This is a genomic window from Paludibaculum fermentans (assembly GCF_051172195.1).
GTDB classification, from domain to species: Bacteria; Acidobacteriota; Terriglobia; order Bryobacterales; family Bryobacteraceae; genus Paludibaculum; species Paludibaculum fermentans_A.
This window is the reverse complement of record NZ_JBPJAQ010000001.1, coordinates 6,624,612-6,645,708: the sequence shown is the minus strand read 5'-3', so window position 1 is coordinate 6,645,708 and position 21,097 is coordinate 6,624,612. Positions and strand designations below refer to the sequence as shown.

Annotated in this window: 19 protein-coding genes; 13 read left to right on the top strand and 6 right to left on the bottom strand. The window is 62.2% G+C overall.

What is annotated here, in order from left to right:
• The first annotated feature begins 48 nt into the window (after nucleotides 1–48).
• The 3 genes from ACR9Y2_RS26670 to ACR9Y2_RS26660 all read left to right on the top strand — a co-directional run bounded on the left by ACR9Y2_RS26670 (nucleotide 49) and on the right by ACR9Y2_RS26660 (nucleotide 3,864).
• Nucleotides 49–2,238 carry a patatin-like phospholipase family protein gene (locus ACR9Y2_RS26670; RefSeq protein ID WP_435044786.1) on the top strand — a complete coding sequence of 730 codons (2,190 nt, stop codon included), beginning with the start codon at nucleotides 49–51 and terminating at the stop codon, nucleotides 2,236–2,238.
• A 25-nt stretch (nucleotides 2,239–2,263) separates the two neighbouring features.
• Nucleotides 2,264–2,665: a hypothetical protein gene (locus tag ACR9Y2_RS26665; RefSeq protein WP_435044785.1), complete on the top strand. Its 402-nt coding sequence runs from the start codon at nucleotides 2,264–2,266 to the stop codon at nucleotides 2,663–2,665.
• Between the two features lie 380 nt (nucleotides 2,666–3,045).
• Complete coding sequence (locus ACR9Y2_RS26660; protein ID WP_435044784.1) at nucleotides 3,046–3,864, top strand: hypothetical protein; 819 nt, start codon at nucleotides 3,046–3,048, stop codon at nucleotides 3,862–3,864.
• Between the two features lie 148 nt (nucleotides 3,865–4,012).
• On the opposite strand, the gene ACR9Y2_RS26655 is transcribed toward ACR9Y2_RS26660, so the two are convergent.
• The gene (locus tag ACR9Y2_RS26655; RefSeq protein WP_435044782.1) at nucleotides 4,013–7,471 is read right to left on the bottom strand and encodes a carboxypeptidase regulatory-like domain-containing protein; all 3,459 of its coding nucleotides are present in this window, start codon (nucleotides 7,469–7,471) and stop codon (nucleotides 4,013–4,015) included.
• Nucleotides 7,472–8,063: 592 nt separating this feature from the next.
• Between ACR9Y2_RS26655 and ACR9Y2_RS26650 the strand changes: the two genes are divergently transcribed.
• Nucleotides 8,064–8,798 (top strand): PEP-CTERM sorting domain-containing protein, encoded by a 735-nt coding sequence (locus ACR9Y2_RS26650; RefSeq protein WP_435044781.1) that lies wholly within the window; start codon nucleotides 8,064–8,066, stop codon nucleotides 8,796–8,798.
• Nucleotides 8,799–8,868: 70 nt separating this feature from the next.
• Here ACR9Y2_RS26650 and ACR9Y2_RS26645 read toward each other — a convergent pair whose 3' ends face one another.
• Nucleotides 8,869–11,223, bottom strand: a complete 2,355-nt coding sequence (locus ACR9Y2_RS26645; RefSeq protein WP_435044780.1) for an ABC transporter permease — start codon at nucleotides 11,221–11,223, stop codon at nucleotides 8,869–8,871.
• Between the two features lie 236 nt (nucleotides 11,224–11,459).
• Between ACR9Y2_RS26645 and ACR9Y2_RS26640 the strand changes: the two genes are divergently transcribed.
• The 9 genes from ACR9Y2_RS26640 to ACR9Y2_RS26600 all read left to right on the top strand — a co-directional run bounded on the left by ACR9Y2_RS26640 (nucleotide 11,460) and on the right by ACR9Y2_RS26600 (nucleotide 18,703).
• Nucleotides 11,460–11,753: a hypothetical protein gene (locus ACR9Y2_RS26640; protein WP_435044778.1), complete on the top strand. Its 294-nt coding sequence runs from the start codon at nucleotides 11,460–11,462 to the stop codon at nucleotides 11,751–11,753.
• Nucleotides 11,754–11,765: 12 nt separating this feature from the next.
• Nucleotides 11,766–12,683, top strand: a complete 918-nt coding sequence (locus tag ACR9Y2_RS26635; RefSeq protein ID WP_435044777.1) for a hypothetical protein — start codon at nucleotides 11,766–11,768, stop codon at nucleotides 12,681–12,683.
• Between the two features lie 18 nt (nucleotides 12,684–12,701).
• Nucleotides 12,702–13,280, top strand: a complete 579-nt coding sequence (gene qrcA, locus ACR9Y2_RS26630; protein ID WP_435044776.1) for a menaquinone reductase multiheme cytochrome c subunit QrcA — start codon at nucleotides 12,702–12,704, stop codon at nucleotides 13,278–13,280.
• Nucleotides 13,281–13,289: 9 nt separating this feature from the next.
• The gene (locus ACR9Y2_RS26625; protein ID WP_435044775.1) at nucleotides 13,290–14,906 is read left to right on the top strand and encodes a molybdopterin-dependent oxidoreductase; all 1,617 of its coding nucleotides are present in this window, start codon (nucleotides 13,290–13,292) and stop codon (nucleotides 14,904–14,906) included.
• 1 nt (nucleotide 14,907) lies between these two features.
• Nucleotides 14,908–15,657, top strand: coding sequence for a 4Fe-4S dicluster domain-containing protein (locus tag ACR9Y2_RS26620; RefSeq protein WP_435044774.1), 750 nt, complete (start codon nucleotides 14,908–14,910; stop codon nucleotides 15,655–15,657).
• The gene (gene qrcD / locus ACR9Y2_RS26615) at nucleotides 15,650–16,930 is read left to right on the top strand and encodes a menaquinone reductase integral membrane subunit QrcD (RefSeq protein ID WP_435044773.1); all 1,281 of its coding nucleotides are present in this window, start codon (nucleotides 15,650–15,652) and stop codon (nucleotides 16,928–16,930) included. Before ACR9Y2_RS26620 ends, qrcD begins: the two co-directional genes overlap by 8 nt.
• Nucleotides 16,914–17,744, top strand: coding sequence for a glycine cleavage system protein H (locus ACR9Y2_RS26610; protein WP_435044771.1), 831 nt, complete (start codon nucleotides 16,914–16,916; stop codon nucleotides 17,742–17,744). The genes qrcD and ACR9Y2_RS26610 overlap by 17 nt, the downstream gene beginning before the upstream one ends.
• Before the next feature lie 129 nt (nucleotides 17,745–17,873).
• Nucleotides 17,874–18,179, top strand: a complete 306-nt coding sequence (locus tag ACR9Y2_RS26605; RefSeq protein ID WP_435044770.1) for a DUF4258 domain-containing protein — start codon at nucleotides 17,874–17,876, stop codon at nucleotides 18,177–18,179.
• The gene (locus ACR9Y2_RS26600; protein ID WP_435044769.1) at nucleotides 18,176–18,703 is read left to right on the top strand and encodes a type II TA system antitoxin MqsA family protein; all 528 of its coding nucleotides are present in this window, start codon (nucleotides 18,176–18,178) and stop codon (nucleotides 18,701–18,703) included. The genes ACR9Y2_RS26605 and ACR9Y2_RS26600 overlap by 4 nt, the downstream gene beginning before the upstream one ends.
• Before the next feature lie 17 nt (nucleotides 18,704–18,720).
• Here the strand turns inward: ACR9Y2_RS26600 and ACR9Y2_RS26595 are convergent, their stop codons facing one another.
• From ACR9Y2_RS26595 to ACR9Y2_RS26580, 4 genes are read right to left on the bottom strand one after another with little or no spacing between them, the layout of a single operon-like run.
• Nucleotides 18,721–18,912: a hypothetical protein gene (locus ACR9Y2_RS26595; RefSeq protein ID WP_435044768.1), complete on the bottom strand. Its 192-nt coding sequence runs from the start codon at nucleotides 18,910–18,912 to the stop codon at nucleotides 18,721–18,723.
• Between the two features lie 14 nt (nucleotides 18,913–18,926).
• On the bottom strand, nucleotides 18,927–19,496 hold the full coding sequence (locus tag ACR9Y2_RS26590; RefSeq protein ID WP_435044767.1) for a D-glycero-alpha-D-manno-heptose-1,7-bisphosphate 7-phosphatase: 570 nt from the start codon (nucleotides 19,494–19,496) through the stop codon (nucleotides 18,927–18,929).
• Nucleotides 19,480–19,794: an FmdB family zinc ribbon protein gene (locus ACR9Y2_RS26585; protein ID WP_435044766.1), complete on the bottom strand. Its 315-nt coding sequence runs from the start codon at nucleotides 19,792–19,794 to the stop codon at nucleotides 19,480–19,482. The genes ACR9Y2_RS26590 and ACR9Y2_RS26585 overlap by 17 nt, the downstream gene beginning before the upstream one ends.
• Before the next feature lie 5 nt (nucleotides 19,795–19,799).
• Complete coding sequence (locus ACR9Y2_RS26580) at nucleotides 19,800–21,095, bottom strand: S41 family peptidase (protein ID WP_435044765.1); 1,296 nt, start codon at nucleotides 21,093–21,095, stop codon at nucleotides 19,800–19,802.
• Nucleotides 21,096–21,097 lie beyond the last annotated feature (2 nt).

Genomic DNA, 21,097 nt, shown 5'->3' with positions numbered 1-21,097 from the left:
CATTTCAACATGCATGGAGTTACAGGGTAGCATGGGGTTACGAACCTCATGAGAATTGCCTCGCGCCTCGTCATCCTCTGCCTGCTGGCATGCCGGCTGATTCCAGCGCAGGAGGCAGCGGATGCACAGAAGCCAAAGCGGCCCAAAATCGGACTGGCCCTGTCGGGTGGCAGCGCCTTCGGCCTGACCCACATCGGAGTCCTGAAGTGGCTGGAGGAGAATCGGATTCCCGTCGACTACGTGGCTGGAACGAGCATGGGCAGCCTGGTGGGCGCACTGTATGCCACCGCCTATTCTCCGGCCGAGATTGAGAAGTATGTAGACGGTATCGACTGGGCCGGTGTGCTCGCGCCGACCATCGCTTTTCGCCAGATGGCCTACCGGCGTAAAGAAGATCAGCGGGAGTACCCTTCGGCTATCGAATTTGGCTTGAAAGGCGGACTGCGGCTGCCCTCCGGTCTCTCGGGCGGCCAGGGCGTCGGCCTGGTGATCAGCCGGTTTGCGGCGCCCTATGGCGACCTGGCCAAGTTCGACGACCTTCCGACCCCCTTCCGGTGCGTTGCCACCGATTTGAAAAAGGGACGGGAAGTGGTCTTTGAAAAAGGACCGCTGTTTGACGCTTTGCGTGCCTCGATGTCGCTGCCGGGTTTGTTTGCCCCTGTGCGGATGGGCGACCTGACGCTGGTGGACGGCGGCCTGCTGAACAACATTCCGGTCGACGTCGTGAAGAAGATGGGCGCCGATATCGTCATCGCGGTGGCTCTGGACAAGCCGCCCGAAGAGGCGCAATTCCGGTCACTGTTGGGTGTGGCGGCGCGCAGTATCAGCGTCATGATCACGGCGAACGAACGGCGCAGCCTGGGCATGGCTGATACGGTCCTGATGCCCGACCTGAGCGGCATGGGGACCAATGACTACCTGAAGTGGAAAGAACTCGAAGCGCGCGGTTATGCGGCGGCGGCGGCGAAGAAGGCGATGCTGGAGAAGTTGAGCCTGAGTCCCGAAGAGTATGACGCCTACAAGCGGCAGCGCCAGGCGAAGCGCCGCAGCGATGAGTTGAAGCCGGCTTTTGTGGAAGTCGATGGAGACATCGCTCCGAAACGAACCGAAGCGCTGATCGATGCCATTGCCGCGAATCCGAACGAGACTCTGGACCGCGGCAAGCTGGAGAACGAACTGACGAAGATCACGGGCATGGGACGGTTCGATACGGCGAACTACTCGTTTGTCCATCGCGGCGACCTGCCGGGGATCCGGGTGAGTGTCCATGAGAAGGATTACGGGCCACCGTTCCTGAAAGTGGCGTTTCTGTTGGATGCGTCGCGGCAGGAGGGGTTCCGTTTCGGCATTGGCGGAAGGTTCACGGTGCTGGATCTGGGCGGGCCGGCGTCGGAGTGGCGGTCGGATTTGAGCATCGGCCAGTTCAACCGGGCGACGACGGAGTATTACTACCGCATTGCCGGTGGCAAGTGGTTTGTCGCGCCGCGCCTGTTCTATCTGGAGGACAGCTTGCCGCTGTACCAGGGCGACCAGCAGGTGTCTGACTTCACCACGCGCCAGACGGGTGGAGCGGTGGATGTCGGTTATGCTTTCGGCCGGTTCCAGGAGCTGCGGGCGGGCTATCTGCTGAGCCACGACCGGCTGGCCGTCAGCAAGGGTGTCAACTCGTTCGATCCGCTGAAGGGCCGTTCCACCGATTTCCACGTGAAGTGGGTGTATGAGGGACAGGACAGTCCGATGGTGCCGCGGCGCGGGGTGCGGGCCTCGGTGCAGGGCGCCTGGGTGATGGATCATCCCGGGGTCGATCGGACGTATCCGATGGCCGACATCACTTTCGGCTACGCCCGGCCTTTTAATAAGAACTACTCGCTGCTGACGAATTTCGCGGGTGGCTCGACGGTAAACGAAGAGTCGTTATCGACTGTATTTGCGTTGGGTGGGGTGGGGCGGATCGATGCCTTGGGCCGGGGGCGGATGCTCGGCAACCATTACTACTATGGCGGCGCCCGGGTACTGCGGACGCTGGCGAGCGACTCCTTGTCACTGTTTGGGCGGTTCTATTTGACGGCGGGGTTGGAGAGCGGCAAGGCCTGGACTCCGGCCGTGGGGGCGATGCCGCGCTACAGCGGATCATTTGGATTGCTGGGCGAGACGACATTTGGTGTTGTGTATTTTGGAGCCGGAATTGGAGATCGCGGCGATCGCCGAATGTTTTTCCGGTTGGGCAGAGTGTTTTAAGAGGTATGATTTGGAAGGATTCCCCATGGAATACGACCAACTCATTCAATTGGTGACACACTCTTCCGAAGCGGATTGGCTTTGGAACGATCATCGTTCGATCTGGACGTTCAAACCGGATCTGAACATTACGCTGCGTGAAACGCAGCGCCCTGGAGAAGGAGAGCTGAGGCCGTTCGCGGAAGAATGGGCCAAGCAGTTTCCGGACAAGGATGCACGGGCCACGGAGTACGAACTCTGGTACGGCGCGTCGTTCGTGAAGGAATATGCATTTGTACACGTGGATGGCTTTCGAGCGAGCTTGCCATTTCCGAAAAGTGCGGCGGACATGACCATTACGCGCGAGCAACTGGGGGTGGCGCTGGCTGTGAATAGCGGACACAGTTACTTCCACGAATACATCAAGAGATTCACGATCGGCGATTGAAGGCCGGCGTCCCTCAATGTATTGCGCGGACCGATGATGTTCCTAACGGATGGCACCCGTAGCTGGTTGAAGGGCCCTCGGCATTGCCCCGCGGGCCCTTTCCTCCTCCTGATGGATCCCGTGAAACCGCTTTGGGGACAGCGCCTGTTTCCTGACGGTGTTCGCATGTTACCGATCTTCATTTATATGAATAGCGATAGCGATTTGGATTGACCCCAAAAAGTGGCGAGCGGATAATGAGCTCACCGGCCGCTGGAGATTTCGGGCGGCCGGGAAGAGGTCAATCGTAAGTTGGCTGCTCCGCGGTCTCCATTGGTGGACTCGTCCTCAAGCCATTTTTACCCTTGAGACTGCCTCAGCTCTTTGTGTGGGGGACAGGCATGATCGACAAGCTATCCAGCTCGATTCTTTTCTGCGCAGCCATCGCGCTTTCCGGCTCGTCTGCATCCGTTCTTATGGGCCAGGTTCCGCAAGGGCGTGCGGAATTCACCGTCAACGTGACCGTCGTCTCTACTGGCGCGAAGACCGGCAAGAGCATCAAGCAGAACAGGACTTTCGCCCAGCGAAGCGACGGAAGTACTCGTGAGGACGTTACTGATCACCTCAGCACTCGTGGCCGAGGCATGATCCGAAACATCAAACTCGTGCTGCCGGCGGAGAGGAAGATGGTGCATGGGCATCCCGAGGTTCTGTCGGTTTCTACCTTTGTGATGAGCGACGAGGAGGTTCAGCAGTCTTCGATCCTCCCGCGATTCGATGAGAAGTGCTCCACCAACAAAGGTGTTGAGCGTGCGGCATTCGCCGGGTTCTCCAGTGTGGCAGGCCAGCGAGTTGCGATCTACGAGTTCGCAGATGCCCGGAGAAGCACTGAGTTGTCCCTGGCACCGGAGCTGGGGTGTTATCCGCTGCGTATGGTCGTCAACACCTTCGACGACAAAGGGAAAATCGCTAGGACGTACAAGTCAGAGGCATATTCCGTGGATCTGGGAGCGCCGGATCCCCGGCTGTTTGATGATCCGTTCGCGGGGTACGTCGAACGCAAGCCCTCAGAAATCAGCAGCCTGATCCAACAGAGGGTTTTCCACAGTTCTGCTTCTTCCGAAGAGGTTGCGGAATCCCGGCAACGACTGGATGACTACTATGATCAGCGGATGCCGAGGGGCGGAACTACGAAGGATCCGGCGGGGCGCGACAAGTAGCTCACGCATTGCCTGGAGCCAGCTTTCCCCCGGATGGTGCAACGAACAGCAGGGAGATGTCCGGCACAACGCCGAAGGGCCCGCAGCTTGACGCCACGGGCCCTTTTTCCTCCGACTCAATCTCTTGGGATTGCGTTCGGGGTGAACTCTAGAAGTTCACCTTGATGCCTAACTGCATGAACCTGGGGCCTACCTGGACCGCGGTGGCGCGGCCGAAGTTGGGATCTGTCAGGTTCACGTTGATGCCTCCGAAGAGCGTCCGGTTCAGGACGTTCGAGGCATCGGCTCGCAGTTCGAGATCTACCGGCTGATCCTTATAAGCGAACAGGATCGTGCGCTTGACGATGGAGAAGCTCTCCGACAGGACCGGCGGGGTGCGCAGGTTGTTGAGGAAAGCGGCGGCCGTGCCGAACTGGAGCGGGCCGGGCAGCGTGAAGGCGTTCCGGTCGAACCAGCGCACATTCGGGTTGTCGGGATCGAGATCCGTGCGGTTGGTGCCCGTGCGGATCGACGAACCGGAGAGGTTGGCGCGCAGCACGGGGTTGAAGAGGGACGCCGCCAACGTGTTGGGCACGGTGGGCTGCAGCAGGGTGCCGGAGCGGTACTGGTGGATGCCGGCAACCGTCCAGCCGCCCGTCAGCTTCTTCACCAGGTTGCTGCCTTTCTTGCCGAAGGGCAGATCCCAGGTGTAGATGAGGTTCAGCACCTGCGGCGTGTCGAAGCGCTGGAAGCTCTTCTCGTTGCCGAGGTTGTACTGATCCTGGACCGCGATTCCGGAGCCTGTCTGGGTTTCGGCGCCGACGTTGGACAGGCCCTTGGACCAGGTGTAGCCCAACAGGACGCTGAGCGACTTGTAGCGGCGCTCCACCTTGGCCTGCAGGGCATTGTAGGTGCTGCCCGCGTTGCCGAGGTAGGTGTGGGTGATGTTGAGGTACTGCGGATAGGGGCGAAGGGCCTGGGCGAGAGTGCCCGTGAACGTCGGGAACGGCTTGCTGAAGCCGGCGTTGACGACGCGCGCATCGTTGATGCTCAAGGGCAGCAGGTCGCCGTACTTGAGCTGGCCCGGGTTCACCTGGTTATACGGCGTGGCCGAGTTCAGGTGGGTGCTCTTCATGCCGACGTAGGCGACATCCAGGAACCAGCTGCCGGGCAGCTCGCGCTGGACGTTGAGGCTCCAGTTCTGGATTTTACCGGGCAGGCCGTCTTCGCCGGTGAGGATGAGCACGCTCTGGCCGTTGGCGAAGGAGGGATCCACGACGGGCAGCGGACGGGGCGGCCCGGGGGTGAAGCCGTTGTCCCAGTTGAAGACCGGAGCCAGGCCGTCGAGCGACTGCGGAGCGCTGCTGTAGCTGGTGCCCCAGCCGCAGGGGAAGCAGCCGCCGCCCGTGTTGCCGTTGGCCGCCGAGTAGTAGAGGCCGTAGCCACCGCGCAGGACGGTCTTCTGGTTCAACTGGTAGGCGGCGCCCAGGCGCGGGCCGAAGTTGGTGGGATAGATACTGCCGAAGCGCTTTTTGCCGTTGCGGCCGGGCCCTTCGCCCAGGAACGTCAGGGCGCCAGCGAGACCGCCGGCCCCGGGGTTCGGGACGGAGGGATCGAAGCTCGAGATCGTGTAGTTCTGGTCGAACCGGGGGAAGTAGAGCTCGTAGCGGATGCCGATGTTCAGCGTCAGGCGCGAGGTCACCTTGATGTTGTCGGTGAGGAACGCGGAGTCGGTGACATAGAGAATGTTGACGCCCTTGGTGTTGAAGTCGCGGCGGGCGCTATCGGGTCCGCCCAGCAGGAAGCTGGCGAAGGAGTAGCCGGTGGTGGCGCGTGACGCTCCGGGGGCGGCTGTCTGGAAGTTGGAGTAGTTGAAGCGGCCGTGGGCGTAGGCGTCGTCCAGCGGTTCCTGGAACGTGCGGCCGCGATGGTATTCGAAGCCGAACTTCAGGTCGTGACGGCCCAGGACCTTGCTGGCCGTGTCGGAGAGGGTGTAGGTCCAGTTGGACTGGTTGCCGCGGTTCTTGGGGTCGTTGCCGAAACCAGTGAGACCGTCGGTGAAGGTGACGATGGGGAATGAACTGGAGCCGTCGGTGGCGACGCCCTTCAGGCCGAGCTTCTCCGGCCACCCCTGTTTGTGCTGCGGCAACTGATCGAAGTAGTTGTTGTACCGCGACAGGCCGAAGACGAAGTGGTTAAAGAAGGTGGGGGAGATGCTGGCGTCGTAGGTGGCGCGCCAGGTGTCGGGTTTGTCCAGGGTGTAGAGGCCGTTGGCCAGGGGACCGGGCAGGCCGCCTTCGGCCAGCTGCGTGATGTTCTGCCTGCTGAGGAAGAAACTGACGCGGTTGGTGTCGTTGAAGACGTGGTCGGCCTTGATGCTCCAGATGTCCAGATCGCGAATGCCCAGGTTGCTGACGGAGAAGTTGGACGAGATGCCGGGGCCCGTCGGATTCGGGATGAGGCCCAGCATATTCTTCGACACGCTGCTGAAGCGGTTGGTGGGGATCTGGTTGTTGGCGAAGGGTGTGCGCGTGACGACGCCGTTGACGGTCTGCGTACTGTCGGGGTCGTAGATCAGCTTGGCGCCCAGTTCCGAGAAATCGCCGGCGCGCATGGCCTGGGTGGCGATGCTGGCGATGGCCGTGCTGGAGGCGTTGGCTTGGCGATACCAGTTGCGGGTGAAATAGAAGAACGATTTGTTCTTGCCGTTGTAGACTCCGGGGATCCAGACCGGTCCGCCCAGGTTGAGGCCGTACTCGTTTTGGCGCACCTTGGCTTTGTTCGGATTGCGGGTGTCGCCGTCGGGGAAGCGGCGCTGGCGGTTGATGGACCAGCCGGCCGCGTCGTAGGCGTCGTTGCGGTTGAACTCGAAGACGCCGCCATGGAACTGGTTGGTGCCGGACTTGGTGACGAACACCTCGATGCCGCCCGCCGTGCGGCCGTATTCGGCCGAGAAGTTCGAATTCAACAGTTTGAACTCACCGTACTGCTCGACGGAACCAATGCCGCCATTGGAGGCGAAGGCCACGCCGCCGCTTTCGGGATTGGTGTGGGAAGCGCCATCGATGAGGATTTCCTTGCCGCGGCGCGGTCCGCCGTTGATGCTGGAGTCCTGCACGCCATTGTTGACGCCGGGCAGAAACGAGATGAAGTTTTCCGGATTCCGAAAACCGCCGGCCACGAAGAGCGGCGCATCCTTCATGAACTTCGGCTGAAAACTGGTGCCTAGATCGCTGCTCGCCGCCGAAAGCAGCGGGGCATCGTCTTTGACATCGACGGTTTGCGTGACATCGCCGACTTCCATGCGGGCGTCGATATTGACGCGCGTGGCGGTGGCCACCACGATGCCCGTGCGGGACATCTTCTTAAAGCCGGCTACTTCCACATTGAGCGTGTAAGAACCGACTTCCAAAGCGGGAAATGAGTAAATTCCAGACTCGGAACTCACTGTCGCCAACTCGCGGTTGGTCGCCTCCTGAATCAGCCGGATCGCGGCGCCGGGCACAGCCGAACCGGCTGGATCGGTCACCTGACCCGAAATAGCGCCTGAGCCGGTCTGGCCGTAGACGAAGGCCAACGGCAAGGCGAGCAGGCACACAACTTGGTATGTGATTTTTCTAATGAACAAGGAACCCCTCCCAGTGGGATTTGCTCGCAGTCTACAGGAGTTAATACAGGATGACAATCTGAATGTTCATCCAGGGAGAGGCCGGAAGTTCTCAATCCGCAGCTACGAGCGGGTTTCGATTGGCTTCGCCGCTGGTTGGAATGTGACAACTGTCTCCACTCCCGACGTTGGGGCTGCCTGCAAGCCGTGCGGTCCGACAAAAGAATGACGCCCGTGCCGTGGCGGACCGGCGCCGAACCTCGCCTGGGGGCGGTTGAACCTCCATCTGGACCGCCGGCCTAGTCATTCTGACTATTTTTTGGTCCTTTGTACGCGGATAGTACTAACCGGGGTTTGGGTCCAGGTTATGGGCGACCGCCGGTACACCCCGCCAAAGTTTCGTCACCCGAGTACTGTTTCGCCTGCCCATAGTTCCAATTTCCGGCGTTTGGGGGCATTTTCGGCCCGTTCTCCGATGCCGCATAGTTTTCGGTTCTAGGATTCCAGGTTCTAGGGGCACGCAAGCAGGCCCGGTAGGTTACTGGTGTGACTGCTTGCTGAGCCTGGCGCTTAACCGCTCCGGATGGCCGGCAGAACAACTGGAGAACAATAAATGAAACTCAACTCAATGCTGTTCGGAGCCGCCGTTTTCATGGCGGCGATATCTTCAGTCTCTGCGGCGCCACTGCCGCCTTCCGTACTGGGGACTGACAAGTCGGTCAATATTCAAAACGAGAGCCTCGCGGTTCTGAGCGGCGGGGGCTTCGGAGGCACGCTCGAGGGCTACAGCACCTACTTCTGGTGCGTCGACTGGGAAAACTTCGTCGCCGGTCCGCCGGACAGCTATTCCGCCAACGTGGTGGCGCTCTCTGACTGGACCGCTACCGAAAAGAATCAGGTCCAGAAGGGCAACAACACGAACTGGGCGCTGAATCCGCCGGTCCTGTCCTCCCTGCAGCGTTACCAGGTGGCCGCCTACCTGCTGACGCAGATGGCGACCTTCCAGAACCTGGCCAAGCAGACTGGCGCCGCGCTAACTGCTGATCAGAACCTCCAGGCCTCCATCTGGAAGGTGCTGAATATCGGTACCCCTTCCGCCGCGAGCCCCGCTGTTGCGAACATGTCCCCGCTCAACGCAGCCATCTCCTACGTGCAGAGCAACCCGACCTACGGTTTCGGCACCTTCGCGGTGGTCAGCGGTGTGTCGCTCAACGGCGACCTGACCAGAACCAAGAAGCAGACCTTCCTGGTTCAGATCGAAGCGGCGCAGGTTCCTGAACCCGGCACCTACGCTCTGATGGGCCTGGGCCTGGGCGCACTCGCCCTGATCCGCAAGCGCAAGGCTTAACTCATTTCTGATCTTCAAGTTGCAGTCAAAGGCCGCCCGCAGCAATGCGGGCGGTTTCTTCTATTAGGGATCAATCGCGGCGCAGTGCGGACATGGGGTCGAGCCGGGCGGCCCGCAAGCCGGGCTGGAGCGCCGCCGCCAGCGCCACAACCAGCAGCAGGCCGATGACGGAGGCGTAGATCCAGGGCGACTGGAACTCCGTCTGGAACAGCAGTCCCTTCAGGTAGCGGGCCGAGGCGAGGGAAGCGGCGAGGCCCAGCAGCGCGCCGCCAGCCGTCCAGCGCAAGGCGCGGCTCAAGACGAGAGACACAATTCCGGCCGGGGTGGACCCCAGGCAGAGCCTTACCCCGATTTCCCGGGTGCGTTGTGTGACGAAGAAGCTGACCACGGCGTAGAGGCCGATGCTGGCGAGCAGGATTCCAACCAGGGCAAAGGCTGTGAGGACGACGGTCTGGAAGCGCGGCCGTTGGTACAGATCGGCCACTTTGTCTTCCAGGGCGTTGATCTCGACGGGCAAGTGTGGATCCATGGCGGCCATCTCGCGGCGGATCAGGGGTGTCATCGATGAGGCGGGCAGGGCTCCGCGGAGGATGGCGACCCAGCGGCGCGGTGCGCCCGGAATCACCCTGGGCCGCTGCAGGTAGTATTCCGAATCCTGTTTCACGCCCGGCGGTGCGTTGCGAACCTCACCCGCGATGCCGATTACCGTCAACCAGGGGTTTTCAGGACCGGCCCGCAGGCGGCGACCCATGGGGTCTTCCTGGCCGAACAACCGGGTGGCCAGGGATCCGCTGATGACGATGGCGTCGCGGTCGTTGTCCTGGAAACCGCGGCCGCGCAGCAGCGGAATGCCGAGGGCGGGGAAGTACTCCGGGGTGACCCAGCGATAGACCACCATCCCCCCGGTGCCTTGGCGGGTTTCCGGCGGACGCCCTTCCACCTGGATGCGGGAGAAGATCATGGCCTGGGTTCGGCCGGAGGGCGGCACGGAGTCGGCCAGGGCTACCTGGGCAACGCCGGGCAGGCGGCGGAGACGATCCTGGGCCTCCAGGGCGTGCTGCGAGTCGAGCCGCATGGTAGCGGTGAGGACGCGGCCCTCCTGGAAGCCGAGCGGCACGTTCTGCAGTTTCCAAAGGCTGTGGAGCAGGAGTCCCGCTCCGGTGAGCAGGACGACGGTGATGGCGAACTGCGAAGTGACCAGAAGGGGTTTCAGCCAGAGGCCGCGCCGTTCGGTCGCGCGCGTCCCCGAGAGGTCTTCCAGGGAAACCCGCAGCAGGGCAGGCGCCAAGCCGGAGAGCAGGCCGGCCGCCAGGGTCAGCAGAACGGCAAAGGCGGCGACGCGCCAGTCGATTTGCGCCTCGCGAAGCCGGGCGATGCCCTCCGGGGCCAGGCTGCGCAGCAGGCGCAGCAGCCACCAGGCGAGACCGATGCCGGCCACGCCACCGGCCGAAGCCAGGATGAGGGTTCCGGTGAGCGATTCGCAGACCAACTGCCAGCGAGTGGCCCCGAGGGCAGTGCGGACCGCACGCTCCTGCGTCTGGCCGGAGGCGCGGGCCAGCAGCAGGTTCGCCACGTTGGCGCAGGCGATGAGCAGGACGCAGAAGACGGCGGCGGTGATGAGTTGGGCAGCCAGGCGGGCGTCGCGGGACTGGCGGTCCCGCAGGCCTGAAACCTTCAACGAAATCTCCTTGCGGAATTGGGCTGGGACGAGCTTGAGCGACTCCTCGTAGAGGGGCATCAAGGCGGCGCGGGCCTGCGGGAGGGTGAGCCCGGGTTTCATGCGGCCGAAGACGACGAGCAAGGCCATGCGGTCACGAGCGCGCTGCGCGGCTTCGTCCAATTGCTGCGGCAGCAGGATATCGACGCGGGCGAGATTGGGGTATTCGAAGTTGGCGGGCAGGACCCCGATGACGCGGGTGGGGCGGCCGTCCAGGTTGAGGGTGCGGCCCAGGACGCCGGCGTCGCCGCCAAAGCGGCCGCGCCACATGTCATAGGAGATCAATACGTTCTGGGCGACGCCGGGACGGTCGTCGTCCCTGGTGAGATCCCGGCCGAGAGCGGGCGCGACGCCGAGGGTCGCCAGGAAGTTCGCCTCCACCCGGCCGCAGCGCAGGCGCGCCGGGTTGTTTTCGAAGAGATCGCAATCGCCCACCATGCTGGTTGAGGTGATGGCGCTGAAGACTGTCTGTTTAGCGCGCCAATCCAGGTAGTCTGGCCCCAGCAGGAATTCCTCTTCGGCCAGGGGTGTGCCCATGCCCAGCCAGACCAACTGGTGTTCCCCGGAGTAGGGGAGAGACCGGATGAGGATGCGGTCGACGACGCTGAAGACGGCGGTGGCCGAACCAACGCCAAGAGCGAGAGCGAGGATGGCGGACGCCGTGAAGGCAGGGGTCCGGAAGAAGGAGCGGAGAGCGGGTTTCCACATATCAATGCCCAGTGGAGGGATAGACTCCGGGTCGGAGTTGGCGGTTCCTGGGCGCCGTGTTGGATTTTCGGATTCGCCGTGTAGGGGATTCCGGCATAATAGGAGGCGATGGTCCGTAATTAAACAAAGAAGTGCTTTGTTTGTAGCGTGCGGCCGGTTGGACCAGTAACTGCAAAGGAGGATGTAGGCGAATCCGACGCATTGAGGAAACGCCGCCAAGTGAAAAGGAGATTCCGATGTTCGGTATCGATTGGAACAATCCGCAGACGATGTGGCTCAACTACACGAATCTGGCTTTGGGCGTCGTCACGCTCATCTGCTTTGTGGCCGTGGGCTACAACATCGTGAAGGAGCTGGTGGAGCAGCGCCAGAAGAGCCATGCGATGGATCGCGAATTGAAAAACATGCTTTCGGCGCAGGGCCATGCGATGGAGGTCCCGGGCCTGGGCTGGACGATGGCCGATGGTGGCGAGCCGGTGCCCCCGCCCGTGTTTACGCGCCCCCCGACGCCGCGCGAGAAGAAGCAGTAGGAGGAGATCCCCGTGAGCTGCCCGTTTCTCAGGGAAGCACGAGCCCGCAGCTGCCAGGCTGCGCCGTTACGGAAGCTGATTGTGGAAGGCCGCACCGACACTTCCGGAGAGAAGTGCTCGTCGGCCGGGTATCAGCAGTGTTCCATTTTCACGGATCAGCGCGCCATTTCGGAAGATCCGGGCCGGTGCCCGTTTCTGCACGAATCGCTCATGCAGTACTGCGCGGCGCAGTCGGTGCCGAAGATGGTCCCGTACAGTGAGTCGCAGTTGGGCAAGTGCGGATCGGACAGCTTTGAATACTGCGAAACGTACCTGCAGATGGCGCATCCCAATGGTTCGCATCCGGCGGACGAGTGGCAGGTGGAAGGCATTCCGGTGCCGTCCAAGCTGTACTACACCGCGAACCATATGTGGATCGACACGCATGAGAGCGGCGCCTGTCACATTGGCATCGACGGATTTCTGGCCCGCCTGATCGGCCGGCTGGATGGAGTCAACTTCGCTACGCAGCGAGGGGTGAATCGCCCCAGCGCTGTCCTGAACCTGCACGGGGCCGACTGGCCGCTGGTATTCCCCAACCAGGTATTGATCAGTTCAGCCAACCTCTACCTGCGCGGCAATCCCGCGCGGCTGGCAGCCGATCCTTACGGATCAGGCTATCTGTTTGAAGGTTGGGAACCACCGTCCGGTACGCCGTCGCGTCAGGGCCTGATGCATGGCCGGCAGGCGATTCACTGGATCCGGCAGGAAGTCTCGAGGCTTTCGGAGTTCGTCCAGCAGTGTGCCAGCCGGCGCGGGAGCGGCGTGGATTCCACATTGTGTGACGGCGGCACATGCGTGCCGGGCCTGCTCGATCATCTGACCCGCGACGAGATGTTCCGCCTGCTGCACGAGTTTTTCGACCCGCATGCAGCCTGGCCCGCTCAATAGTCAAGGAGACACAAGTTCATGCGTGCCGCCATCCTGTTCCTGGCCGGCTTAGTATCAGTGCTCACCGCGGGTTGGACAGTTTTTCCGCGTGCCTTATATAAGAGCAGCCCCCAGCCTCTTCAGTTCAATCATAAAGTTCATGCTGAGAAGGCCGGCAGCGAGTGCAACTCCTGCCACGAGATCCGGGCCGATGGTTCCTTCAGCGGAATCCCCGGCATCGCCAACTGCGCCGGGTGTCATCCTGAACCGCAGGGCACCAGCCTCGCCGAGAAGACGCTGGTAGAAAAGTATGTCAAACCCAACCGCGAGATTCCCTGGCACGGTTACTACCGGCAGCCGGCGAATGCGCGGTTTTCGCATGTACGGCATGTGAAAGCCGGCAAGTTGAAGTGCGAGACGTGCCACGGAGACCATGGCAAGTCGGCCAGCCTGCCTGCTTACGAGGAGAACCGGATCAGCGGCTACAGCCGCCGCATCTGGGGCGCGAAGATGCTGCGCGTGAATATCCGTCCCGACGAAGGCATGAAGATGTCCGACTGCGAAAACTGCCATGCCCAGCGCGGTGTCACCGCCGGTTGCCTCGGTTGCCATCAATAGGAGCCTGCTATGAAACCCACCAGGCGAGATCTGATTACTCTCGGTGCGGGCGCTGTTGTGGCGCTGCCCTTCACCCCCCTGCCTTGGAAACTTCTGGACGATTCAGCCATCTGGACACAAAACTGGCCGTGGATTCCGACTCCGGCTCGCGGCGAGCCGAGTACGAAGTTCACGGCCTGTACCTTGTGCCCGGCGGCGTGCGGCTTGAAAGTACGCTGTATCGCAGGCAAGCCGGTCGGCATCGCGCCGGTCGCCGCGCATCCTGTGAGCCGCGGCGGATTGTGTGCGCTGGCCTTTGGAGCGCATCAACTGCCCTGGCATCCGGCGCGCCTGAAGCAGCCGCTGTTGCGTGGACAGGCTACGACGATGGACAAGGCGCAAGCCGCCGTTGCCGCGGAGTTGAAACGCGCGGGTGCGAATATGGCATTCCTGGACGCACGGCCCGGGCGGACGGCCTCCACCCTCTATCGCCGGTTCCTGCAGGCCAATGGCAGCGACCGCTACCTGACGGTGGCGCGGTCCGGCGAAGGCGCGGGTAACCTGCTGCGGCAGTGGAGCGGCTCGCCCGATCCGCTGGGCATCGATATTGAGAATGCGAAGACCATTCTGAGCTTCGGCGTGCCGGTACTGGACGGCTGGGCGACGCCGGGCCGCGTACTGGCTGCCTGGAAGAAGAAGGGTTTCCGCCTCATTCAGGTGGACTCGGTCAGCACGACCACCGCTGGTTTGGCCGATCGCTGGCTGCTGATCGAACCTGGATCGGAAGCGGCGCTGGCGCAGGCCCTGGCCGGCACCATCACGGCAGGCGAGGCCGCCAGGACGACAGGACTCTCCGCCACCCTGATTGAGGATACGGCACGCGAACTGGCTGCCTCCGGTCCGGCGCTGGTGTTGGGCGACGATCCGGCTGTGGCTGCCCTCAATGTTCATTTGCAGAATGTGGGTCGCGCAGGCGGATACCTCAGCCGCCGCGGGATCGCCGGCACACCGGCCCTGCCGCTGGAAGCCGTAGCCGATGGTTCCCTGGAACTGCTGTTCGCCGAGGATGATGCGGCGCCCTGGGAAGTGCTGAAGAAGAAGCTGAGTCCGACGGGCTACCTGGTCTGCTTCTCGGCTTACAACGCAGGATTAGCCAACCACGCACCGTGCGTGATTCCGGTGCCGGCGAATCTGGAATCGGCCGACGATGCGGTGGAGCCTTTCGACGCCCTGGCCGCGTCCTACTCCGTCGCCCAGGCCCTGTTGCCGGCACCGCAAGGCGTCGCTGCGGCGCATGCCTTCCTGGGCCGCCTGGCCGGTTGGGCGGAAGACGAATACACGACGGCGCAGGCCAAGCGCGTGGAAGCAATCCACGCGGCGAAACGCGGGTCGATCTTCGATCCCGCTGCCGGAACCACCACTGCGGTGGCGGAGTTCAAGGAGGCCGCGAAACTGCAGGAAGCCCTGCAGCAGGGCGGCTGCTGGCAGGATGACGCGGCCGCCCCCAAGCTGCTGAATTGCACCGTGCCGGCCACGCTGGGCAAAGCGATGGTTGCACCAGGCAACAACTGGACCGCCGCTGTGATGCCTCCGCTGGCGACGAAGATTTATCAGGAGTCCACGCTCCGCACGACGAGGGAGATCTGACATGGCTGTCACGAAGAAACACCGCCGCTACGGGATGGTCGTGGACGTTGACCTCTGCACGGGTTGCGGCGCCTGCATGGTGGCCTGCGCGGCTGAGAACAATGTGGCACCGGCTCCGGAAAGGGCCACTGACCGCACCGGCATCACTCCAATGCGCGTTTATCCGGTTCATAACGGCGCTCCGGCTGACCGGCGCCAGACCGCTTTCCTGCCGCTGATGTGCATGCACTGCAGCGAGCCGCCCTGCGAAACAGTCTGTCCCCAGCAGGCCGTGGAACTCGACGAAGCCACCGGCATTGTTACCCAGATGCCGCAGCGCTGCCTGGGCTGCCGCTACTGCATGACCGCGTGCCCCTATCACGCCCGCTACTTCAACTGGTGGGATCCACAGTGGCCCGTCGGGATGGAAGCGACCCTGAACCCGACCGTCGCGCCTCGCATGCGTGGCGTCGTCGAGAAGTGCAACCTCTGCGCCTCGCGGCTGCACGCCGCTGAGGACCAGGCGACAGCAGCCGGGCAACCGCCGCCTTCAACCTACATCTCCGCCTGTGTCGAAGCCTGTCCCACCGGCGCGATGGTGCTGGGTGACCTGGACGACCCCACCACCGAGGTTCACAAGCTGGCCCAGGCCGACGGCACATTCCAGATGCTGACCAAGCTGGGAACCGGCCCCAAGGTCTACTACCACTCCAGTCGCCCGTGGGTGCGCAGCCTGGCTGAGCGCAGCGCAAAGGAGCAAGCACATGCCTAGCTTCGACGACCGCAACCTGATTCCGCGCGGGCTGGAACGGTGCTCGCCCCGGGGCTTCGCGCTCCGCATGGCGCCCTGGCTTCTGCTGTTCGCCTTTGGCGCGTACTCCATCTACCTTTGCCTGCGCTATGGGCTGAACCAGACGAACATGGACAACCGGTTCGCGTTCGGTTTGTGGATCTTCCTCGACCTCACGGTGATCGCCCTCGGCGCCGGCGCGTTCTTTACCGGCTTCCTGCTCTACCTGATGAAGTGGAAGGCCCTGAAATCTGTCATCAACAGCGCGGTCATCATTGGCTTTGTCTGCTACAGCGGCGCCATGGTGGCGCTGGCCGTGGACGTCGGACAGCCGGCGCGTGCCTGGTTTACCTTCTGGCATCCCAACGTCCATTCGATGCTGACCGAGGTCTCGTTCTGCATCACGTGCTACCTCACCGTGCTCGCCGTCGAGTACATTCCCATCCTGCTCAAGAACCGCAAGCTGAAGCAGATCCCCTCGTTTCTGGTCTTCGAATTCGAACTTCACAAGGTGATTCCAGTGCTGGCGGCCGTGGGCACTCTGCTGTCGTTCTTCCACCAGGGTTCGCTGGGTGGCTTGTACGGCGTCCTGCGCGGGCGGCCCTTCGCTTACCGTGAAGGCTTCGCCATCTGGCCCTCGACGTTCTTCCTGTTCATCCTCTCAGCGATTGCAGTCGGCCCAAGCTTTATACTGCTCACCACCAAGCTGGCCGAAAAGCTCAGCAACAAACCGCTGGTGCGCGGCGGGGTTTATCAGATGCTGGGCAAGACCTCGGGCGTGCTGCTGACTATATACATTGCTTTGAAGAGCGTGGATACGCTGATCTGGCTCAATAAGACCTCCCAGGCGGCCGGCTTCACTCCGTTTGAGTTCTACACGCACAAGCCGTTCGGCACGTGGATCCTCTTCACTGAAATCGTGCTGCTGGGCCTGGTGCCGGCCCTGCTGCTGCTGTCATCGAGGCTGCGGGCCAAGCCCGTCGTGTTGACCTGCGCGGCCATCCTGGCCTGCTGTGGAGTCTCATTGAATCGCTTCGTCCTGACAATTCAGACTCTGGCACTGCCCACGCTGCCCTTCGATGAGTTCCTGTCCTATTTCCCGAGCTGGCAGGAGTTCGGCGTCTTTTCCGCCGTGCTCGCCTATGGCGTATTGGTTTACGCGTTGTCGTTCCGCTATCTGCCGCTCTTCCCCGATGAAAAACAACTGACAGCGCCTGTTGAAACTGAGGAGTTGGATTATGTTTCCCGGAGTTAATGGCTTTCACTGGACGTTCGGACACATCCTGTTCGTCTCCATCTTCTGCACGGTTGGCCTGGTGATTCTCACCGCTGCGATCGTGGCCGCTTACAGAAGCTGGCGGGATGCGAGGCTCAATCGCGAGCCGCGGATCCGCTGGCAGAGCGACTTCCACGACCTGAGCGACCGGGAACGCCGCTGCCGCCACATGCTGTCCGGCGAAACGCAGTCCCGGCTCTGTCCGAATGCCTTCGAGTGCCGCGATTGTGTCACCCATCCGAAGTTCGTCGAACTGGCGCCCATGGTCGACGAAACAATGCCGGTGGAGACCTATGGGTTGGAATTCCCGGTGGAGAACTACTATCACCGTGGTCATGCCTGGGTGCGGCCTGAGTCGAATGGAACGCTGGTGGTGGGGCTCGACGACCTGGGACGACGCCTGATTGGCCCGCCCGACCATGTGCGCCTGCCCGCGCCTGGAACGCATCTCGAGAACAACGGCGTGGCCTGGCGTGGAGACCGCAATGGCGTGGCCTTCCGGGTGCTATCGCCCGTGGAAGGCGAGGTGATCGAGACCGGAGGGCCGGACCAGGGCTGGTACCTGCGCCTGCGTCCTGTCGCCAACAAACCCACAGACCTGCGGCACCTGCTGCACGGTCACGAAGTCAGCGGCTGGCTGCGCGACGAACTGGACCGGCTGCAGATGCTGTTGTCGCCGGAAGCAACGGGTCCGTCCCTGGCCGATGGCGGCGTGCTGATGGAAGATCTCAGCAAGGCGCAGCCCGGCGCGAATTGGGACAAGGTGATGGGCGAGATGTTCCTGGAGCCGTAGTGGCAGGGGCTACTCGGCAACTGCCGGCTTTGGGCTAGCTCAACTTGTGGCGGCGACTCGATGTGTCGCAAAAGGGGATTTGGATGCGGCTTGATCTGGCGACATCGTGCGTTGGTATAATGCCAACAGTTGCATGACGAACCGCTCAGCGGGGCTGGAGCGAAAGCCAAGCTGATTTGGTGCCTCGAAGCCGGCGCCGTCATTTACTCCCGGCACTTCCGGGATGAGTTGCAGAGCGACAACTTGACGATGGAGGATGTAATTCGAGTCTGCAAATCGGGCATGATCTCGATGGCACCTGAGCAGGACATCAGAACAGGTCAGTGGAAATACAGAATCGAGGGCTTCACCGCGGAACTATCCGGGATCGCGGTGGTGTTTACGCTTCGAACTGAACTGGCGGTTTACATTACCGTGTTCAAGAGGGCCACATGAGCAGCGAGAACATCCTCATCTGCACGAATTGCGGTGAAACCGCCAAATCCGAACGCCGCCGTTACCGCTATCTCGAGAGTGGAATCTCCAATCTCTACCTGCAGGGGACAGAAGTCGCCGAGTGTCTCCGCTGCGGTGAGTCCCATGTGATCATTCCGCGCATCGCAAAGCTCCATCGCGCCATCGCCCTGGCTCTCGCGAACAGTCCGGCCCGGTTGACCGGTGAGCAGTTGCGCTTCCTGCGCAAGCACCTGAGCATGAGTGGGGAGCAATTGGGCCGCTACCTGCATACCGACAAGACCAAAATCTCGAAGTGGGAGTCCGGTGATGATCCCATCGGTCCTTCCACGGACCGATTGATTCGATTGCTGGTTGCCGCCCTGGACGGCGAACTCCGGCCCGGCGTTACGGCCATTGCAGAGCATCTGCCGCAGATCCGGGATGAATCCGGCAAGGTCTGGGAACTGCAGGTGGATGTGGCGACGCTCCAATCCACCTTCGTCAGCGTTTCCCGGGCCGCGTGAATGGGCGGCTGGGCACTTCAGGGCTTCTGCCCCAGGCGTCCGCTGCGAAAAGCCGAGATGAACCGTTCTGGATCTTCCATCTCATGTTCTACCTTCAGCAGGCCGCTGATGAGGTAGAGGATCCCCAGCGGGATGCCGATCACCGTGATGCAGAGCGCCCAGAAGAAGAGCCAGCTACCCATGAACTCGTAACGAACGATCTTGGACATGCCAAGATCATCGCTCATTCCACGGTAGGCGCGTGCGATTCCTGGGCGATTGCCCATTGCGCGGCGGTGAGCAGGTCCGCGGCCACAAAGTCGGGGCGGACACGGCCCGCCGCCAAATGCCCGGCTCCATAGCCTGTCGTCACCAGGACGCCCTTTGCTCCCGCATTGTGCGCCAGGCCCACGTCCACGTCCTTGTCGCCGATCACAACGCAGTCCGAAGCCGTGAAACGCAGCTCCCGGGCAGCCTGCCGCAGCAGGCCCGGTTTCGGCTTGCGGCAATCGCACTCCTCGGCCGGGGCATGCGGGCAGATATAGATTCCGTCGAAGTCACCCAGCAATTCGCGCAGTCGGCGATGCACGGCGTGCACTTGCTCGAGCGTGAAATAGCCCCGCCCGACACCCGATTGATTCGTGACCACAATCAGGCCAAAGCCGGCGTTCCGCAGCAGTGCGACAGCCTCGCTGGCGCCCGGCAACAGTTCCACCTGGTCGGGGTCGGAGAGATAGTTCTTCTCCACAATGAGGGTGCCGTCGCGATCGAAGGCGACGAAGCGGCGCGAGCCGGCCTTACTTGCTGGATTCACTGGCAGCGGGCTTGGGCGTCGATTCCGTCTTGGTGGAAGAGGAGGACTCTGAGCTGCTCGAAGAGCTCTCTTTGCCGCTCGCGCTCTTGCCGTTGGAAGGGTTGCTGCCCGAGGACTTGGACTTCGAATAGTCAGTGATGTAAAAGCCGCTGCCCTTGAACTGAAGGGCCGATGTGGAGATCAGGCGTTCCAAGGCTCCGCCGCATTCTTCATGGACGCTGAGCGGGGTATCGGAAAACTTCTGCAGAACCTCAATCGTCTTATGGCAGCGATCACATTTGTATTCGTACAGTGGCATAGCAGTTAATTCTTGGGCGCCGGGATGTTCAGCGGACGCATCACGCTGGCATCGCCGGGCTTCACGTCGACCGTGTTGGAGGCCTGAACCTTACCGTTCACGACTTCCAACGCTTTCTTCAAAATCGCATCTTCGGACGACTTCGGATCCTTGGGGTCCTTCGGAGGGGCCGGCGTGGCATCGTCTTCGTCCGTGGCGGCCTCGGGCTCGGTGTCGGTCACCAGGTAGTTGGGCACCACCGAGTTGTCCTGGATCGCTTTCCCGGCAGGCGAGTAATACTTGGCGACAGCGAGCAGCACCGCTCCGCCGTCTTCCGTGGTGACTGCTTTGCGCATGGCCGCGTCACCATAAGTGCGTTCGCCCACGATGGAGGCGCGCTTGTTGTCCAACAGCGCGGCGGCCAGGATTTCGGCAGCACCGGATGTACCGCGGTTGGTCAGCACCACCAGCGGTCCTTTGTAAGACACCTTGGCCGGATCGGCCTGATACGTCTGCTTGGGGACCTTCTGTCCGCTCAGCGAACCAATCGTGCCTTTATCCAGGAACAGGTTGGCCAGCGCCACGCCTTCTTCCGGCACATTCACGGCCGAGTGGCGCAGATCCAGGATGATCTTTTTCGCACCCTGCTTTTCCAGGCCGGCAATGGCAGTCTGCACCGCCTGGGTCTTGCCCTTGCCGAGATCCTCGACGCTGACATAGCCGACTTCCTTGTCGAGCATCTTCGAGATCATCTGCGGCGCCTGCACCTGGGCGCGGGTCAATGTCATCTTAGTCGGCTCAGGCTTGCGCAGCCGCAATACCGTCAACTCGAGAGTGGAGCCGGCGTCGCCATGCAGCAACACATCGGCGTAAGCCAGCGGCATATCGCGCGTCGAAATCCCGTTGATGGCTTCCAGGATGTCGCCCGTCGAGAGGCCGGCTTTGTCCGCCGGGGAGCCGGGAATCGCATCCACGACACCGATCTCATAGCCGTACTTGCGGCTGAGCACCAGGCCGATGTCGGCCTTCGGGGTGGACTTCACTTTTAGATATTGTTTGTACTGCTCGGCATTCAAGTAGCTGGCGAACGGGTCCAGGGAGACCAGCAGACCATTCACGGCGCCCAGCGTGACATTCTTCATGTCGGGCTCTTCCACGTAGTCTGCCTTCACCTTGGCAAAGACCTCGGTGAACACGTTCAGGTGGCGGTAGGGGTCCGCGGGATTGGTCTCCGGGCTTTGGCCCAGGACCGCCCCGATCAACAGCAGTGCCACCAGCACGGTGGAAACGCTCACCACCGAGTACTTGAATCCGTTGCTCATGT

Bases quoted from the DNA above. Each gene is read 5' to 3' on its own strand.
- ACR9Y2_RS26670 (WP_435044786.1), top strand. From the start codon at position 49: ATGAGAATTGCCTCGCGCCTCGTCATCCTCTGCCTGCTGGCATGCCGG.
- ACR9Y2_RS26665 (WP_435044785.1), top strand. From the start codon at position 2,264: ATGGAATACGACCAACTCATTCAATTGGTGACACACTCTTCCGAAGCG.
- ACR9Y2_RS26660 (WP_435044784.1), top strand. From the start codon at position 3,046: ATGATCGACAAGCTATCCAGCTCGATTCTTTTCTGCGCAGCCATCGCG.
- ACR9Y2_RS26650 (WP_435044781.1), top strand. From the start codon at position 8,064: ATGAAACTCAACTCAATGCTGTTCGGAGCCGCCGTTTTCATGGCGGCG.
- ACR9Y2_RS26645 (WP_435044780.1), bottom strand. From the start codon at position 11,223: ATGTGGAAACCCGCTCTCCGCTCCTTCTTCCGGACCCCTGCCTTCACG.
- ACR9Y2_RS26640 (WP_435044778.1), top strand. From the start codon at position 11,460: ATGTTCGGTATCGATTGGAACAATCCGCAGACGATGTGGCTCAACTAC.
- qrcA (WP_435044776.1), top strand. From the start codon at position 12,702: ATGCGTGCCGCCATCCTGTTCCTGGCCGGCTTAGTATCAGTGCTCACC.
- ACR9Y2_RS26625 (WP_435044775.1), top strand. From the start codon at position 13,290: ATGAAACCCACCAGGCGAGATCTGATTACTCTCGGTGCGGGCGCTGTT.
- ACR9Y2_RS26620 (WP_435044774.1), top strand. From the start codon at position 14,908: ATGGCTGTCACGAAGAAACACCGCCGCTACGGGATGGTCGTGGACGTT.
- qrcD (WP_435044773.1), top strand. From the start codon at position 15,650: ATGCCTAGCTTCGACGACCGCAACCTGATTCCGCGCGGGCTGGAACGG.
- ACR9Y2_RS26610 (WP_435044771.1), top strand. From the start codon at position 16,914: ATGTTTCCCGGAGTTAATGGCTTTCACTGGACGTTCGGACACATCCTG.
- ACR9Y2_RS26600 (WP_435044769.1), top strand. From the start codon at position 18,176: ATGAGCAGCGAGAACATCCTCATCTGCACGAATTGCGGTGAAACCGCC.
- ACR9Y2_RS26595 (WP_435044768.1), bottom strand. From the start codon at position 18,912: ATGTCCAAGATCGTTCGTTACGAGTTCATGGGTAGCTGGCTCTTCTTC.
- ACR9Y2_RS26585 (WP_435044766.1), bottom strand. From the start codon at position 19,794: ATGCCACTGTACGAATACAAATGTGATCGCTGCCATAAGACGATTGAG.
- ACR9Y2_RS26580 (WP_435044765.1), bottom strand. From the start codon at position 21,095: ATGAGCAACGGATTCAAGTACTCGGTGGTGAGCGTTTCCACCGTGCTG.